Origin of the sequence: Microbacterium flavum, from assembly GCF_018717645.1 — a bacterium.
GTDB lineage: Bacteria > Actinomycetota > Actinomycetes > Actinomycetales > Microbacteriaceae > Microbacterium > Microbacterium flavum.
This window is the reverse complement of record NZ_JAFLHG010000008.1, coordinates 70582-86748: the sequence shown is the minus strand read 5'-3', so window position 1 is coordinate 86748 and position 16167 is coordinate 70582. Positions and strand designations below refer to the sequence as shown.

Here is a 16167-nt window from a genome sequence, read left to right as displayed (position 1 = left end):
CGAGCTCGGGGACCGGAGACGAGCTCGGGGACCGGAGACGAGCTCGGGGACCGGAGACGAGCTCGGGGACCGAAGACGAGCTCGGCGACCCAAGACAAGCGGGGTGACCGGAGACACGCGAAGAGGGGGCGGATGCCGCAGCATCCGCCCCCTCTTCCGACCTCTGTTCCGGGCCTGAGCTCGCCGGAGCGTCGAGGAGCTCTCAGCCCCCCGCGACGATGTCCGGGGTGGCCTCGATGGCGCCCGCCGCGCCGACGCCGACCGCGACCTTCTCGCCGCGCGGCCCGTGCTCGAAGACGAACTTCCCGTTCTCGGCATCCACCTTGACGTGGTCGCCGGGGTTCAGCTCGCCGTGCAGGATGCGCTCGGACAGCTGGTCCTCGACCTCGCGCTGCATGGCGCGGCGCAGAGGACGGGCACCGAGCGTCGGGTCGAACCCGATCTCGATGAGCTTGTCCTTGGCGGCATCCGACAGCTCCACCGTCATGTCGCGGTCCAGCAGGCGCTCGGAGAGACGCTTGGTGAACAGCCCGACGATCTGACGGAGCTCGTCCTTGTTCAGCTGCGGGAAGACGATGACATCGTCGACGCGGTTGAGGAACTCGGGCTTGAAGTGGCGCTTGAGCTCCTCGTCGACCTTGCCCTTCATCCGCTCGTACGTCGTCTGCGCGTTGCCCTCGACCTGGAACCCGACCGGACCGCCGGCGATGGCCTGCGAACCGAGGTTGGTGGTCATGATGATGACCGTGTTCTTGAAGTCGACGACGCGGCCCTGACCGTCGGTCAGGCGACCCTCTTCGAGGATCTGCAGCAGCGAGTTGAAGATGTCCGGGTGAGCCTTCTCGATCTCGTCGAACAGGACGACGGAGAACGGCTTGCGGCGCACCTTCTCGGTGAGCTGGCCGCCCTCTTCGAAGCCGACGAATCCGGGAGGGGCACCGAACAGGCGAGAGACCGTGTGCTTCTCACCGAACTCGCTCATGTCGAGCGAGATCAGTGCGCCCTCGTCGTCGAAGAGGAACTCGGCGAGCGCCTTGGCGAGCTCGGTCTTTCCGACGCCCGTGGGGCCGGCGAAGATGAACGAGCCCGAGGGGCGCTTCGGGTCCTTGAGGCCGGCACGCTGACGACGGATCGTGCGGGAGAGCGCCGCGATGGCCTCCTCCTGCCCGATGACGCGCTGGTGCAGCGCCTTCTCCATGAAGACGAGACGGCTGGTCTCCTCTTCGGTGAGCTTGAAGACGGGGATGCCGGTGGCCTGCGCGAGCACCTCGGCGATCAGGCCCTCATCGACGACCGCGTGGGTCGCGACGTCGCCCGAGCGCCACTGCTTCTCGAGGCGCAGACGCTCGGCGAGCAGGGACTTCTCCTCGTCGCGCAGCGACGCGGCCTTCTCGAAGTCCTGCTCCTCGCTGGCGATCTCCTTGTCCTCGCGGACCTTGGCGATCTTCTCGTCGAATTCGCGCAGCTCCGGCGGGCTCGAGAGGATCGAGAGGCGCAGGCGCGCGCCGGCCTCGTCGATCAGGTCGATGGCCTTGTCGGGCAGGAACCGGTCGCTGATGTAGCGGTCGGCGAGGTTCGCCGCCGCGACGATCGCCCCGTCGGTGATCTGCACCTTGTGGTGCGCCTCGTAGCGGTCGCGCAGCCCCTTGAGGATGTTGATCGCGTGGGGAAGGCTCGGCTCGGCCACCTGGATCGGCTGGAAGCGGCGCTCGAGCGCGGCATCCTTCTCGAAGTGCTTGCGGTACTCGTCGAGGGTCGTCGCGCCGATCGTCTGCAGCTCGCCGCGGGCGAGGAGCGGCTTGAGGATGGATGCCGCGTCGATCGCGCCCTCAGCGGCGCCCGCACCCACGAGGGTGTGGATCTCGTCGATGAAGACGATGATGTCGCCGCGCGTGCGGATCTCCTTGGTGACCTTCTTCAGGCGCTCCTCGAAGTCGCCGCGGTAGCGGGAACCGGCGATGAGCGAGCCGAGGTCGAGCGAGTAGACCTGCTTGTCCTTCAGCGTCTCGGGGACGTCGTTCTTCACGATCGCCTGCGCGAGACCCTCGACGACGGCGGTCTTGCCGACGCCGGGCTCACCGATGAGGACGGGGTTGTTCTTCGAGCGGCGCGACAGGATCTGCATCACGCGCTCGATCTCCTTCTCGCGCCCGATGACGGGGTCGAGCTTGTTGTCGCGCGCGGCCTGCGTCAGGTTCCGACCGAACTGGTCGAGCACGGCCGAGCCGCCCTGGGCGGAGGCCTGGGTCTGCTCGCCGGCGCCGGAGGCGACACCCGCGGGCTCCTTGCCCTGGTATCCACTCAGCAGCTGGATGACCTGCTGGCGCACCTTGTTGAGGTCGGCGCCGAGCTTGACGAGCACCTGTGCGGCGACGCCCTCGCCCTCTCGGATCAGGCCGAGCAGGATGTGCTCGGTGCCGATGTAGTTGTGACCGAGCTGCAGCGCTTCGCGCAACGACAGCTCGAGCACCTTCTTCGCACGCGGCGTGAAGGGGATGTGGCCGGTCGGCTGCTGCTGACCCTGGCCGATGATGTCCTGGACCTGCTCGCGGACAGCGTCCAGCGAGATCCCCAGGCTCTCGAGCGCCTTGGCGGCGACGCCCTCGCCCTCATGGATGAGACCGAGCAGGATGTGCTCGGTGCCGATGTAGTTGTGGTTGAGCATCTTCGCCTCTTCTTGGGCGAGGACGACCACACGACGGGCACGGTCCGTGAATCTCTCGAACATGTCAGCTCCTTGCGGCGACGAGTCTTCTGGCGCCTTACGTAGAGGCTAACCAGGGATGGAAGCCGGTATGCCCGTGTTCGCCGTCGGCGTGACGTGACAGGGCGCCGATGATGCTCTTGACAGCGCGGCATCTCGATACATATCGTCTATCGATAACAACGATTATCGATATGGAGATGGGTATGGATGCGTCGAGCCTGATGTCCCGCTGGGATCGGAGCGCGGCTTTCGCCGTCTATCTCGCCACGTTCTTCTTCGGCGCCTGGTGGGCGGCGAACGGCCTCATCCAGGGCCTGTTCCGCGTGATCGCCCCCGAGCGGTACCCCGCGACGCTCCTCGCCGAGATCCCGGTCGAGCACGGCGCGGGGATCGCGTCGGCCGTCGCGGAGACCGTGACGGTGCGCAGCGACGCCCTCTCCCCCGGCACGGTGTGGATGCTCGCCGGCGCGGACATCGTGCAGGCGGTCACGATCGCCGCGGTCCTCGTCGGCAGTGGGCTGGTGCTCGAGCGGATCCTGCGGGGCAAGCCGTTCCACCGGATCGTCCGGCCCGCAGTGCTGCTCGCCGCGTGCGGGCTCGCGTTCGGGAGCCTGCTCACCCAGGGCGTGCGCGGGCTCGGCCAGATGATGGCGGCGTCCGAGCTCGACGACGCCGTTCCGGGGCTCGTCACCGGGTTCACCTTCGACATCCTGCCGGTCGTGGCCGGATTCGGCCTGCTCGCCCTCGCCTACGTCATCGCTGCGGGCATGCGCCTGCAGCGCGACACCGAAGGGCTCGTGTGATGGACGCCGTGGCCCTGACGATGACCGCGCTGGCGGCGGCGGGCGTGGTCTTGCTCGTCGCCGTGATCGCGCGAGCGCCGCGGCGTGGCTCCGCGGATGCGGACCGCGGGGGCGCGACCGTCCGCGCAGCCGGGTGGATCGCCCTCGCCTGGGCGGTCATCTCCGGTGTCGCCGCGGTGTACCTCATCCTCACGACGCTGCTGGCGCCGGCCGTCACGATGACGATTCCGGTGCGGACGTTCTGGCCGCAACTGCCCGAAGGCACGACGCTCGAGGGCCCGACCGCGACCCTCGAGCAGGGCGGCTTCGTCAGCGCCGATGTCACCCTGCTGCACCTGTCGATGACGGCCCGCGTCCTTTGGGCGCTGAGCCAGGCGCTGTGGTGCATCGTGCCGGGCACGATCGCCGCCCTCGTCGCCGTGGCCGCGTTCCGGCTGCGCGCGGGCCACCCCTTCACGCCGCTTCTGGCGCGCGGCGCGGGGATCACCGCCGCCGTCGTCGCCCTCGGGGGCGTTGCCGCTCAGATCCTCGGCGATATCGCAGGAACCATCGCGGCCGGCGAGCTCCTGCGCTGGTCGGGGGCGGAGTATCCGGATGTCCCGGGCATCGAGGATGCTCTGCACGCGTGGTGGCCGCAGCCCGGCTACGAGATCGCCCTGCCCTTCTGGCCGATCGCCGCCGGATTCGGGTTCGCGGCCCTCGCGGCGATCCTGCGCGACGGGATGCGCCTGCAGCGCGACACCGAGGGGCTCGTGTGACACCCGCGGAGGACGAGGGGCCGAGCGGCATCCACTGCCGCCTCGACGAACTGCTCGCCGCGCGCGGCATGACCCTCACTCAGCTGAGCGAGCGGGTCGGCGTCTCGGTCGTGAACCTGTCGATCCTGAAGAACGATCGAGCGCGCGCGATCCGCTACTCGACCCTCTCGGCGATCTGCCGCGCGCTCGATTGCGAGGTCGGCGAGCTCCTCGTCCGCGCGGACACCGCGGACACCGCGGACACCGTGGGCGACCCGGGCGGCTCGGGCGACTGAATCACCCGTTCGGAGCCGTCGATGTGCGGGCGGGATGCCGAGGCATCCCCATCACGGCGCCTCCGAACCGAGCGCCCGCCTCAGCCGACGATGGGGACGGTGACGGGGGTCGCGAACTGGGCGTCGCCGCCGGAGAGGGTGAGCGAGGCGCCCGTGTCGTCCACGTCGAGGCCGCTGACCGCGGCGAGGGTGGCGCGGGGGGCCATGTCCATCGTGCAGGCCTTGTCGGCGAGGTCGGCGAAGGTGACGGTGACGTGCGTGGCATCCGCTGCCGCGACATCCTGCACGCGCGGAGCGCACGAGGACGAGCCCCAGGTGAGGATCGCGATGAGGTCGTCGCCCGCCCATCCCGCGCTGGGCGCGTAGTCGGTCTGTCCGCCGGCGGCGAGGCCTGCGACGCCGTCGAGGTCGGTCTCGCCGCGGGCGCCGTTCGCGTCGGTGACGACGAGGTCGAGGTCCTTCGTCGGGTCGACGCCCTCGGGCACCGGCACGAGGGTCACGCGCGGGGCGTAGTCGGCCGTGCAGACCGTCGCCGCATCGATGGCCTGCAACGTCACCGCGACCGACCCGTCCGCCTGCAGCGCGACGTCACCGGCCATCGGGACGCAGGTCGAGGACCCCCACGTCACGAGCCCGATCTGGCGCCCGCCGTCGAGCCATCCGGCCTCGAGCTCGAGCTCCGAGCCCGACGCGGCGGGAGCGGCGGCGGAGCCGGAACCGGAAGGGGTGACGCCGGCGGTCGAGCCGGAGGCGCAGCCGGCGAGCAGCAGCGCGCCGGCGCCGATCAGGGTGAGAAGAGAGGCAGTGCGGCGGGCGGTGGTCATGATGTCATCCTCGGACGTTGGGGATGCCGGTGTCGTGGCATCCACTCGGACAGTGTCGACGGCGGGGGAATCGTCTCATTGCAGTGCCGAGGTGAGTCGGGCGAGGTTGTCGAGAACGGTGGAGCGCAGGGGCTGCTTCTTCCACTCCTCGAGGGTGAGCTCCCGGCTGAAGGCCCGGTACTCGTCCTCGACGTGGCGCAGCTGCTGCACGTACTCCTCGCCGCGCACGAGAAGCGAGATCTCGAGGTTGAGACCGAACGAGCGCATGTCCATGTTGCTCGACCCGATGACGGCGACCTCGTCGTCGACCGACATCGACTTGGAGTGCAGGATGTACGGCTTCCGGTACATGAAGATCTTGACCCCGCCGCGCAGCAGCGCCTCGTAGTAGCTGCGCTGAGCGTGGTAGACCATCGCCTGGTCGCCCTCTTCGGAGACGAACAGCTCGACGTGGACGCCGCGCTGGCAGGCGGTCTGGATCGCGAGGAGGAGTCCTTCGTCGGGGACGAAGTAGGGCGAGACGATGATGAGCTTCTCCTTCGCCGCGAACAGCAGCGACATGAAGAGCTTGAGGTTGTTCTGATACTCGAAGCCCGGACCCGAGGGGATGATCTGGCAGTCCAGGTCTCCCGATCCGGGTGTCACGTCGAACAGCTCGATGTCGTCGACGATCTCGTCCGTCTCGCTGTACCAGTCGCTGAGGAAGACGGCGTTGATGGAGGCGACGACCGGCCCGTCGACGCGGGTCATCATGTCCACCCAGTGCAGGCCCCGCCGGATGTTCTTGCGCAGGTTGTAGGTCGAGTCCGTGACGTTCTGCGAGCCGGTGAACCCGATGTGGCCGTCGACGACGAGGAGCTTGCGGTGATTGCGCAGATCGGGGCGCGTGTACGCGCCGCGGAACGGCTGGACGGGGAGCATCACGCGCCAATCGGCGCCCATCGCGGTCAGCCGCTTGAGGGTGCGCTTGTAGTACGGCTTCCCGCGGTTCGCCCAGTGGTCCAGGAGCACGCGGACCTTCACGCCGCGGCTGGTGGCGTCCTCCAATGCCGCGAAGAAGCTCTCCGTCGTCTCATCGGCCTGCAGGATGTAGAACTCGACGTGGACGTATTCGGTCGCCGCGCGGATCGCGTCCGCCATCGCGTCGATCGATCCCTGGTAGTCGGCGATGAGGGTGGCGCCGTTGTCACCCGAGATGGGCATGGCGCCGAGATTGCGGTTGAGTCGCACCGTGGCTCGGAACCAGTCCGGAGCATTCGGCCGGAGTGTTCCGAGGTCGAGCCCATGGCTCATCCGTCGGATCGTCTCGTTGAGTGCAGCCTGCTTGCGACGGCGCTTACGGGGCAGGCGCGGGTTCCCGATGAGGAGGAAGAGCAGGACCCCGACGATCGGAATGAAGTAGATCGCCAGCAGCCACGCCATTGCTGCGGTCGGGCGGCGGTTCCGCGGCACGAAGATGACCGCGAGGATGCGCACGGTGATGTCGGTCACGAGGACGACGAGTGCCCAGGCGAGTGCCCATCCGGTCTCTTCCACGCCTGGCTCCTCGCTGATCGGTCCGGATCAGCGTATCGGGCGGTGCGGACTCACGCCGCGCGCTGGTCGCCGTCGGCCTGAGCGAGACCGCGCTTGGCGCGCTCCTCCGCCTCGATCTTCGAGTACACGCGACGCTCGGTGCGGTCCATGCGCAGGATCGATCGCAGCACGAAGATGAACAGCCCGAGAACCACCACGGTCGGCAGCAGCGACCAGACGACAGCAGCCCAATAGGAGTCCATGGCATCCATCGTACGGAAGTTCGCTCACACCGGGGTTCTCCCCCGGACTCTCCACGGATGCCGGGCCTCGCTCCCACGCGGTGACGCCGTCGCGCACCCTCGTGCCATGTCGATCACCGTGAGAGCCGCCGACGCGGCACAATTCCTCTCCCTCGTCCCGCGCCTGCTCGGCTTCACGCCGACCCGGAGCCTCGTCCTCGTCCCGATGTCGGGCGGGCGCAGCCTCGGCGCGATGCGAATGGACCTCCCGCCGGAGGCGGGGGCGGTTTCGGCCCACCCGGCGCCGTCGGAGGCCCCGGAGGGCGCCGCGGGCAGGATCGACGCCGTCGCCTCCAGTGCGGTCGGCATGCTGTGCCGCATCCCCGATGCGGAGGCGCTCGTCGCGGTCGTCTACACCGACGCGTCGATCGCGGACGCCGCCGACCTGCCCGGCGCGACGGTGATCGCGGCACTGGCCGTGAAGGCGGATGCCTGCGGGCTGCGCCTGATCGATGCGCTGACCGTCGCAGCGGACGGGTGGGCATCGCACGACGATCCCGACCTGCCGCCGGGTGGCAGACCACTGACCGAACTGCGCCTGCGCGCGCCCGTCGTGAGCGGCTCGCGCGGCGCGCAGAAGCGGAGCCGCTCCGGGCTCGGCACCGGCGACCCGGTCGCCGAGGACCTCGGACCGGCACCCGACGGGGACCAGTCCTCCGGCGCCGCGCTCCCCGCAGTGCCGCGCGCCGCGCGGAAGGCGGTCGGAGTCGCCCTGCGCTCGCTCGGGTCCTCCCTCGAGGTGATCTGCGGCATCCCCGCCGTCGGGGGACGGGTGGGCCGCATCGACCCCGCGGCGCTCGAGGCCGCGTGCGCGCTCGACGATCTGCCCGCGCTGTACGAGCAGGCACTGACGTGGCATCCGTCCGACGAGCCGATGCACGCCGCCATGCTCGGCTGGTGCCTGCAGCGCCCGTCGCTGCGCGACATCGCGCTCGTCCAGTGGGCGACCGACGAGGGCGGCGGCGATGTGGCGATGGAGGCGCAGCGGCGGTGGGAGGACGGCGAGGAGTATCCCGCCGATCTGGCCTCGGTGATGTGGGGGGAGGGTCCGCGACCCGATCCAGAGCGGATCGAACGGGCTCTCGCGCTCGTCCGCGAGGTCGCAGCGCTTCTGCCGACCGCCCAGCGGCCCGGGCCACTGGCCCTGTGCGCCTGGCTGTCGTGGGCCCTCGGCAGATCGTCGCACGCCGATCGGTATGCCTCGATGGCTCTCTTCCTCGATCCCCACCACGGTCTCGCCGACATCGTTCGGTCGTTCGCCGCCGCGGGGCATCTGCCCGACTGGGCGTTCCGGATGCGCTGATTCGGGGCGGCGGGATGACGGCGCTGCCGGGCGCTCGGTCAGTGCAGGACGGCGAGCAGCACCGCAACAGCGAGAAAGAGCGCGCCGAAGACGACGTCGATCGTCCGCTGGCCGCGAGGGGTGCGGGTGAACCTGCGGAAACCGTGGGCCGCAACGGCGAAGAAGCCCCACATGACGGCGATGTCCACCGCGACCGCGGTGAGGGCGACGGTCGCGTACTGCGGCAGCAGGGGGTCGGTCGTCCGGATGAACTGCGGCAGGAATGCCAGGAAGAAGACGATCGCCTTCGGATTCAGGAGGTTCACCCACAGGCCACGCCGGAACATCGACCAACGCGACTCCAGCGGCACGGCAGGGGCGGGCGCGCCAGGTCCAAGCGCGTCAGGAGCGGGCGCATCATCGGCGTCCCCGGCTCCCTCCCATGCCTCGATCCCCTCGGCTTCCGGAGCGGGCCGGCGGAGGATGAGGCGGATGCCGAGGTACGCGAGGTAGGCGGCACCCGCATAGCGGATGACCGCGAACAGCACGGGCGACGAGGCGACCAAGACGCCGACTCCGAGCGCCACGACTGCGATGTGCACGCTGAGCGCCGCCTGCTGGCCCAGGATGCCCCAGATCGCCCGCCGGAACCCGTAGTTCAGTGCGTTGCCCATCGTGTTGATGGCGCCCGCCCCCGGGGTGAAGCTGATCACGAGGCATGCGGCGAGCAGCGTCAGCCACAGCGAGAACGCCATCGGAGCGATGTCCCCCGCTACTTCACGAGCGGGAAGAGGATCGTCTCGCGGATGCCGAGGCCCGTGATGGCCATCAGCAGACGGTCGATGCCCATGCCCATGCCGCCCGTCGGGGGCATGCCGTGCTCGAGCGCCCGCAGGAACTCCTCATCGACGCGCATCGCCTCGTCGTCGCCGCGCGCGGCGAGCTTCGCCTGCTCGACGAAGCGCTCGCGCTGGATCACCGGGTCGACGAGCTCGGAGTACCCGGTCGCCAGCTCGAAGCCGCGGACGTACAGATCCCACTTCTCGACGACGCCGGCGATGGTGCGGTGCTCGCGGACGAGGGGCGACGTGTCGAGCGGGAAGTCCATCACGAAGGTCGGCCGCTCCAGGCTCCCCTTCACGAAGTGCTCCCAGAGCTCCTCGACGTACTTCCCGTGCGTCGCCACTTTCTCCGGCACCTCGACGACGACCTCCGCCGCCAGCGCGCGGAGGTCGTCGAGGCCGGTCTCCGGCGTGATCGCACGACCGGCCGCGGCGGAGAGCGAGTCGTACATCGAGATGCGATCCCATTCGCCGCCGAGGTCGAACTCGGTCCCGTCCGCCCACGTCACGGTGGTCGAGCCGGAGACGGCGACGGCGGCGTTCTGGATCAGATCCTGCGTCAGATCGGCGATCGCGTTGTAGTCGCTGTAGGCCTCGTACGCCTCGAGCATCGCGAATTCGGGGCTGTGCGTCGAGTCCGCACCCTCGTTGCGGAAGTTGCGGTTGATCTCGTAGACGCGGTCGATGCCGCCGACGACGGCGCGCTTGAGGAAGAGCTCGGGGGCGATGCGCAGGAACAGATCGGCGTCGAACGCGTTCGAGCGCGTGGCGAACGGGCGCGCCGCCGCGCCGCCGTGCTGCACCTGGAGCATCGGGGTCTCGACTTCGAGGAAGCCGCGATCGGTGAAGGTGCGGCGGAGCGAGGCGTTCACCTTCGCGCGCGCGACGACCGTCTCGCGCGCCTGGTCTCGGACGATCAGATCGAGGAAGCGCGAGCGCACCCGCGATTCCTCGGAGAGATCCGAGTGGAGGTTCGGCAGGGGCAGCAGCGCCTTGGCCGCGATCGCCCACGACGAGACCATGATCGACAGCTCGCCGCGGCGGCTGGAGATCACCTGCCCCGTGACCGACACGTGGTCGCCGAGATCGACGAGGTCCTTCCACGCCTGCAGCGACTCGTCGCCCACCTCCGCGAGGGAGACCATGGCCTGGATTCGCGACCCGTCGCCGGCCTGCAGCGAGGCGAAGCACAGCTTGCCGGTGTTCCGGCTGAAGACGATGCGTCCGGCGACGGAGGCGACGACCCCGGTCTCTGCTCCGGGCTCGAGGTCGGCGTACCGCTCGCGCAGGGCCGCGATGGTGTCGGTGACCGGCACGGCCACGGGATACGCGCCGCCCGCGGCGTCCGCCCGCTCGGCGAGCAGCCGCTCCCGCTTCTCGAGGCGCACCGCCTTCTGCTCGTGGACGTCCTCGTCGGGCGTCTCTGCGACGGGGGCGACAACAGGCGCATCGGTCATGACGAAGAGCTCCTCGGGTTCGACCCTCGATTCTACCGGGGTGGGACGGCCAGCTCGGAGCGCAACAAATCACCCGCCGTTCGCATCATCGCCAGCACCTCGTCACGGGCAGGGATGCCTGCCGGCCAGTTGACGAGGACCGCATAGGCGATGCGACGTGTCGGTGACATGACGAGTCCCATATCGGCTCGAACCGTGGAGATGGTGCCGGTCTTGTTCCACAACCAGATGTCCCGGTCGAAGTAGTAGTGGGCGAGAGGATCGAGTCCGAACGCCGACGCCACCATGGACAGATCCATCCCGGCGCCGAGCCAGCGCTGCAGCGTGTCGGCGGATGCCGCAGTCAGATCGTCACCGCGCGCCGCTCGTCCGACGAAACGCACCAGCTCCCGCGCTGTGGCATGCGACAGGGTGCGGGGTGCGCCGGGCGGCAACGGCCACCGCACGATGTCGTCCAGGCCCGACGCGAGGTAGCCTGACGCGCGCGTGTGCTCCTGCACGACCGGGAGCCCGATCACGCGCGTCAGCGTGTTCGTCGCGGCGTTGTCACTGACCGCGCCGATCAGGGCTGCGACGTCGTACAACGACAGCTCGTCTGCCTGGAGGAGGTACCAGAGCCCGGAGTTGTCCATCCACTCGACGGGACGGCGAGCGACGCGATCCTCCAGCGATCGAACGCCCGCGTCGACCTCAGTGAGCAGCCGATGCAGCAGGAAGACCTTGCCCACGCTCGCTGTGTTCAGCACGACGTCGGCGCCGTGCTCGAAGAGAACGGCGTTCGAATCGACGTCGACGGCGAAAGCGGAGACGACCAGACCATCGACGCGATCCTCGAGGCCGGAGAACATCGACGAGCGGGTCACAGGTCCACCTTCTCCCCACGGGTGAAAGCGCTCCACCGGCCGTGCCACGCGTCGCCAGGACCCTGGACGACGATCTCGTCCGAACCCGTGTCGACGACGACGGTCGAGAACGTGTACAGATCATCGGTGCGCCCCCGAACCCCCTCGGCTCGCAGCGCGGCGACCACATCCCCCGCAGTCCTCGCATGGCTCGACGCCTGACGGAGCGCGGTCAATCGGGATCGGCTCTCCTCAAGCCAGGCGTCATCGTCGGCGACGGCCAGCCCGGGTTCCGTGCCGTCGATCGCGCGCAGATGATTCGTGTGCAGGTGAGGCACCCCCGGGGCACCGGGAGTGTGCGCCCATCGACCTGCCGCGCTCTCGATGAGATCGACCCGTCCCGCCGGCGCGTCTGCCATGTCGAACGCGAAACCTCCTGCGCAGGGGATGCGCGTAAGGACGTTGCGCGCATCCATGCCCGTTCGCTGGCGCTGCGCGTGCCGCGCCACGAAGTGTCGCCCGCAGCCTGCGCGGTCGGCCACGGCCACCGGGACATGATCCATGCCGAACACGAGTCCGGCCGAGGTCGTCACGAACGAGTTCGCCGGCAGCATTCCGGGGTACCACACGAGCGTCACCGCCGGGTCTTCGACGATGTCGAGGGTGATGAGGCGGATGAGCTCGCGCATCTCACCATCCCCGTCCTCGTTGTGACCCAGCACGACCCCGTCGGATGTGGCGAACGAGACGTCACTGCACCCCGTGCCGTCGCGGCCGAGATCGCCCCGCAGGTTCTGCGCCCACAGCTCCGCCACGTCGATCTCCGCACCCTGAGCGATCCACTCGAGCTCCTGCGCCTCGAGGGGCAGGCGAGCGGTCGTCGCGGCGACGATGTCTTCGAATCGCGCGGCGGTGGCGTGCGCACGACGCACGTTCTCTCCCCAGCCACCGTCGCTGCGCTCTCGCTGCGCGCGGACGAGGTCGGAGTGTTCGGCGCCGAGCGCGCGCATGACATGCTTCCGGTCTCCGCGGAGAACGGTCCACTCCAGTCCCGAAACGGGACCCGGACGCTGGATCGAGACAGTCACGCGAGCGCGTCGACGTCTCGCGCGCGACCCGTCACGACGAGTCGGATCTGTTCCCCGAGTTCGCGCATCGCAGCCAGGACGGGGGCCCGGAGGTCGTCCTCCTCGCCCCGCCAGTTGGCGCACACCGCGTAGGCGACAGCGGCCCGGGGTCCACGCACATGTCCCACATCGACCCGGGTCACCGATGTCGTGCCCGTCTTATGCCTCAGCACCATGCCTTCATACTCCGGTTCCGTGTGGGCAAGAGGATCCAGGAGGAACGCCGACGCCACCATCGACGTGTCCGTATCGACGGCGAGCCACGCCATCACCTGCGCGCTCACCGCGGGTGAGACGATGAGACCAGCGCCCAGCCTCCGCATGAGATCCGCCAGCTCAGCGCCGGTTCCGTAGGACGGTGTCCACGGCATCCCCTCGCGTCGTTCGTTGCGGATGTAGTCGAGGAGGCTTGTGTCGCGGTATCCCAGTGTCGTGGCGACCGCGCGGACGGCATCCAGCCCGCACAGGGCGATGAGCGCGTTGGTCGCCAGATTGTCGCTCACCGCTCCCACCAGCAGCGCAAGGTCTGCGACGCAGTGGCGCTGGTTCTCCATGAGATACAGCAGTCCCGAGTCTGCGACGCGATGCTCCGCGGGGATCTCCACGATCTGCCCGGCAGCGAGTGCGCCCGATTCCAGGCGGGCGGCCACTTCGATCAGCAGGAAGACCTTCCCGATGCTGGCCGTCTCGCAGACCAGGTCCGAGGTGCGATCGGCGAGGATCTCCTCCGAATCGGCATCCACGATACGCAGCGACCACCGCACGCGTGCATCCAGTACCGGAACGGTGATCGCGCTCATGCGCCGCCCCCGTCGATCTCGATCCACGCCGATGCCTCTTCCGCGACGAGTTCCGCGTCGACATTGAGAGGCATGCTGACGGCATGCGGATCGTGACCGAACCCGACGTCACCGAGGACGGGGATGCCGCGGTCGGCGAAGAACTCGTCCATGAGCGGGCGCACGCCGTCAACCGGGGTGCAGCCCTGCCACGAACCGAGTGCGATGCCGGTGGCCTGATCGAAACGACCAGCACGCTGCAGGGCCAACAGGAAGCCATCCAGTCGATAGATCTCCTCGTCGACGTCCTCGAGAATGAGGATGCCCCGGTGATCCCCGGTTGACTCGGGCGATCCCAGCGCGCCGGCCAACAGCGCCAGGCAGCCGCCCGTCACGGTTCCTCGCGCGCGGCCCGGACTGAGGACAGCAGTCGCGGGCTTGGAGATGCGACGGCCGCGCCACGGCTCGAACAACCATCGATGGACGTCGTCGCGTATCGCCGCCGAGTCGAGGAAGACGCGGTTCCCCGCCATCGGGCAGAAGAGCGTCGGGCCTCCCACATGGAAGCGGAGCGCTTCATGGAGGGCGGTGATGTCGGACGAGCCGGTGAGCAGCTTGGGGCGGCCGTCACGGCGGAGGGCAGCGGAGGACAGGACGCCCCAGTCGATCTCGTCGAGCAGGCGCATCGCCCCATAGCCGCCGCCGAGGGCGATGACGGCGTCGATGTCCGGGTCGAGCCACGCATCGACGAGATCGCGCCGCCTGCTGTCGTCGACGCCCGCGAGGTAGGGCGCCCTCGGCGGATGCGGCTCGAGGACGTGAGCGCCCACGACGACCTCCAACCCCCAGTCGCGGTAATACTGCACCCCCTGCTCGATCTGCTCCGCCTTTCCGGGGCCGGAGGGGGTGATCATCGCCACGCGGTCACCCGGCTTCAACGGCGCCGAATCGAGGTAAGCATGCCGATCGACCGCCCCGGGGTCCCACGCGCTCACGAGCGACGCTCGATCACCGCGACAGCGGACAGCAGCGTTCGGGTGTAGTCATGCTGGGGGTCCAGGAGGACCTGCTCAGCCGGGCCGTGTTCCACGATCTCGCCCTCGTACATCACCGCGACCGTGTCGGCGATGTTCCAGGCGAGACCGAGATCGTGCGTGATCACGAGTGCAGACAGACCCAATCGGCGACGGAGCGAGAGGATCAGCGCGAGGATGTCACCCCGCGCCGAGGCATCCAGTGAAGCGACCGGCTCGTCCGCCACCAGCATCTGCGGTCCGACCGCAAGCGCGCCCGCGATGACCACGCGCTGCCGCTGCCCTCCCGACAGCTCCTGCGGAATGGCGTTCATGTAGTGCTCGGGGGGCGTCAGCTCAGCGTCGGTGAGAGCTTGGGCGACCCTCTCCCGCTCATCGCCGCGGAAGCGCTGCACGCGCAATCCCTCGGCGACGGATTCGTAGACGCTCAGCTTCGGATTGAGCGCGGCGGACGGATCCTGCAGCACCATCTGCACCTCTCGACGGAAATCGCGGAGCGCGGCACCGCGATGGGGGAGGTCGGTGCCCCGGAATCGAACGATCGAACCGTTGTCGGGCTGCTGCAGACCGACGAGAGTCCGTGCCAGGGTGCTCTTGCCGGATCCCGACTGACCGACGAGCGCGACGATCTCACCGCGGTGGACGGTGAGATCCACGTCGCGCACTGCGCGCAGCCAGGCGCCGCGCGACCGGTAGGTGACCGTGAGGCTGCGCGCTTCGAGCACGACGTCCGCGTCTGCCTGCGAATACTCGTGCAGCGCGTTGCCGTCGGGTTCTGCGATCTGCTCACGCGTCGTGGCGGGGTTCATCCGCGACTCCGGATCGCCGATCTCCGGGAAGGCCGCGGCGAGCTGCTGCGTGTAGGGATGCGTGGGTGCGGTGCAGATGGTCACGGCGTCGGCGACCTCCACGAGCTCACCTCCCCGCATGACGGCGATCCGCTCGCACACGCTCGCCAGCACGGAGAGGTCATGACTGATCATCAGGAGCGAGATCCCGCGCTCGGTCACCAGACGGCCGATCATGTCGAGGATCTGCTTCTGCACGATGACATCCAGCGCCGTCGTCGGCTCATCGGCGACGACGATGTCGGGCTCGCACGCCAACGCCATCGCGATCATCACGCGCTGCTTCTGCCCGCCGGAGAGCTCGTGCGGATATGCATCGGCCTTGGAGGCGGGCAGATCGACCGAGTGGAGCAGCTCCCCCACCCTCGCCTTGCGCGTTTTGTCCGTCTTCCAGGTGTCACGCACGTGCAGCTCCAACGCCTCGAGGATCTGCTCGCCGACCGTGCGCACGGGGTTCAGCGAATGCATGGCGCCCTGGAAGATGATCGACGCCTCGGCCCACCTCACGGCACGCAGCTCCCCGAAGGTGAGATCGGCGACGTCGGTGTCGCCGATGCGCACGCTCCCGTCGAGTCGCGCGGACCGAGGCAGAAGCCGTAGCACGCTCATCGCGAGCGTCGACTTGCCGGAGCCCGACTCCCCGGCGATCCCGAGGGTGCGCCCCGACGGGAGAGTCAGTGTGACGCCGCGCACGGCCGCCACCTCTCCGCGGTCGTTGCGCCCCGACGTGCGGTAGGTGATGGAGACGTCATCGAACGTCAGGTCCGGCATC

15 protein-coding genes are annotated in these 16167 nt (G+C 69.1%); 4 read left to right on the top strand and 11 right to left on the bottom strand.

Going from position 1 to position 16167, the window contains the following annotated elements; all coding sequences use genetic code 11:
• Positions 1 to 202 precede the first annotated feature (202 nt).
• Positions 203 to 2728, bottom strand: coding sequence for an ATP-dependent Clp protease ATP-binding subunit (locus J0P97_RS09925; RefSeq protein WP_215487622.1), 2526 nt, complete (start codon positions 2726 to 2728; stop codon positions 203 to 205).
• A gap of 182 nt (positions 2729 to 2910) precedes the next feature.
• Between J0P97_RS09925 and J0P97_RS09920 the strand changes: the two genes are divergently transcribed.
• From J0P97_RS09920 to J0P97_RS09910, 3 genes are read left to right on the top strand one after another with little or no spacing between them, the layout of a single operon-like run.
• Positions 2911 to 3510, top strand: a complete 600-nt coding sequence (locus J0P97_RS09920) for a hypothetical protein (RefSeq protein ID WP_215487621.1) — start codon at positions 2911 to 2913, stop codon at positions 3508 to 3510.
• Entirely contained in the window at positions 3510 to 4268 is a 759-nt protein-coding gene (locus J0P97_RS09915; protein ID WP_215487620.1) for a hypothetical protein, read from the top strand. The genes J0P97_RS09920 and J0P97_RS09915 overlap by 1 nt, the downstream gene beginning before the upstream one ends.
• Positions 4265 to 4543, top strand: a complete 279-nt coding sequence (locus tag J0P97_RS09910; RefSeq protein WP_215487619.1) for a helix-turn-helix domain-containing protein — start codon at positions 4265 to 4267, stop codon at positions 4541 to 4543. Before J0P97_RS09915 ends, J0P97_RS09910 begins: the two co-directional genes overlap by 4 nt.
• Before the next feature lie 80 nt (positions 4544 to 4623).
• On the opposite strand, the gene J0P97_RS09905 is transcribed toward J0P97_RS09910, so the two are convergent.
• The 3 genes from J0P97_RS09905 to J0P97_RS09895 all read right to left on the bottom strand — a co-directional run bounded on the left by J0P97_RS09905 (position 4624) and on the right by J0P97_RS09895 (position 7145).
• Positions 4624 to 5367, bottom strand: a complete 744-nt coding sequence (locus J0P97_RS09905) for a hypothetical protein (RefSeq protein WP_246540199.1) — start codon at positions 5365 to 5367, stop codon at positions 4624 to 4626.
• 75 nt (positions 5368 to 5442) lie between these two features.
• Complete coding sequence (gene cls, locus J0P97_RS09900; protein ID WP_215487618.1) at positions 5443 to 6903, bottom strand: cardiolipin synthase; 1461 nt, start codon at positions 6901 to 6903, stop codon at positions 5443 to 5445.
• A 50-nt stretch (positions 6904 to 6953) separates the two neighbouring features.
• The gene (locus tag J0P97_RS09895; protein WP_215487617.1) at positions 6954 to 7145 is read right to left on the bottom strand and encodes a hypothetical protein; all 192 of its coding nucleotides are present in this window, start codon (positions 7143 to 7145) and stop codon (positions 6954 to 6956) included.
• Positions 7146 to 7251: 106 nt separating this feature from the next.
• Here J0P97_RS09895 and J0P97_RS09890 point away from each other — a divergent pair, with 106 nt between their 5' ends.
• Positions 7252 to 8487, top strand: a complete 1236-nt coding sequence (locus J0P97_RS09890; RefSeq protein WP_215487616.1) for a DUF4192 family protein — start codon at positions 7252 to 7254, stop codon at positions 8485 to 8487.
• A 38-nt stretch (positions 8488 to 8525) separates the two neighbouring features.
• On the opposite strand, the gene J0P97_RS09885 is transcribed toward J0P97_RS09890, so the two are convergent.
• The 7 genes from J0P97_RS09885 to nikE all read right to left on the bottom strand — a co-directional run bounded on the left by J0P97_RS09885 (position 8526) and on the right by nikE (position 16166).
• The gene (locus J0P97_RS09885) at positions 8526 to 9221 is read right to left on the bottom strand and encodes a LysE family translocator (RefSeq protein ID WP_215487615.1); all 696 of its coding nucleotides are present in this window, start codon (positions 9219 to 9221) and stop codon (positions 8526 to 8528) included.
• A gap of 17 nt (positions 9222 to 9238) precedes the next feature.
• Complete coding sequence (gene lysS, locus J0P97_RS09880; protein ID WP_215487614.1) at positions 9239 to 10765, bottom strand: lysine--tRNA ligase; 1527 nt, start codon at positions 10763 to 10765, stop codon at positions 9239 to 9241.
• Between the two features lie 32 nt (positions 10766 to 10797).
• Positions 10798 to 11628, bottom strand: coding sequence for a serine hydrolase (locus J0P97_RS09875; RefSeq protein WP_282836948.1), 831 nt, complete (start codon positions 11626 to 11628; stop codon positions 10798 to 10800).
• Positions 11625 to 12695 (bottom strand): C45 family autoproteolytic acyltransferase/hydrolase, encoded by a 1071-nt coding sequence (locus J0P97_RS09870; RefSeq protein WP_308163538.1) that lies wholly within the window; start codon positions 12693 to 12695, stop codon positions 11625 to 11627. The genes J0P97_RS09875 and J0P97_RS09870 overlap by 4 nt, the downstream gene beginning before the upstream one ends.
• On the bottom strand, positions 12692 to 13534 hold the full coding sequence (locus J0P97_RS09865; RefSeq protein ID WP_215487612.1) for a serine hydrolase: 843 nt from the start codon (positions 13532 to 13534) through the stop codon (positions 12692 to 12694). Before J0P97_RS09865 ends, J0P97_RS09870 begins: the two co-directional genes overlap by 4 nt.
• Entirely contained in the window at positions 13531 to 14427 is an 897-nt protein-coding gene (locus tag J0P97_RS09860) for a S66 peptidase family protein (protein ID WP_215487712.1), read from the bottom strand. Before J0P97_RS09860 ends, J0P97_RS09865 begins: the two co-directional genes overlap by 4 nt.
• Positions 14428 to 14504: 77 nt before the next feature.
• Entirely contained in the window at positions 14505 to 16166 is a 1662-nt protein-coding gene (gene nikE, locus J0P97_RS09855; RefSeq protein ID WP_215487611.1) for a nickel ABC transporter ATP-binding protein NikE, read from the bottom strand.
• Position 16167 lies beyond the last annotated feature (1 nt).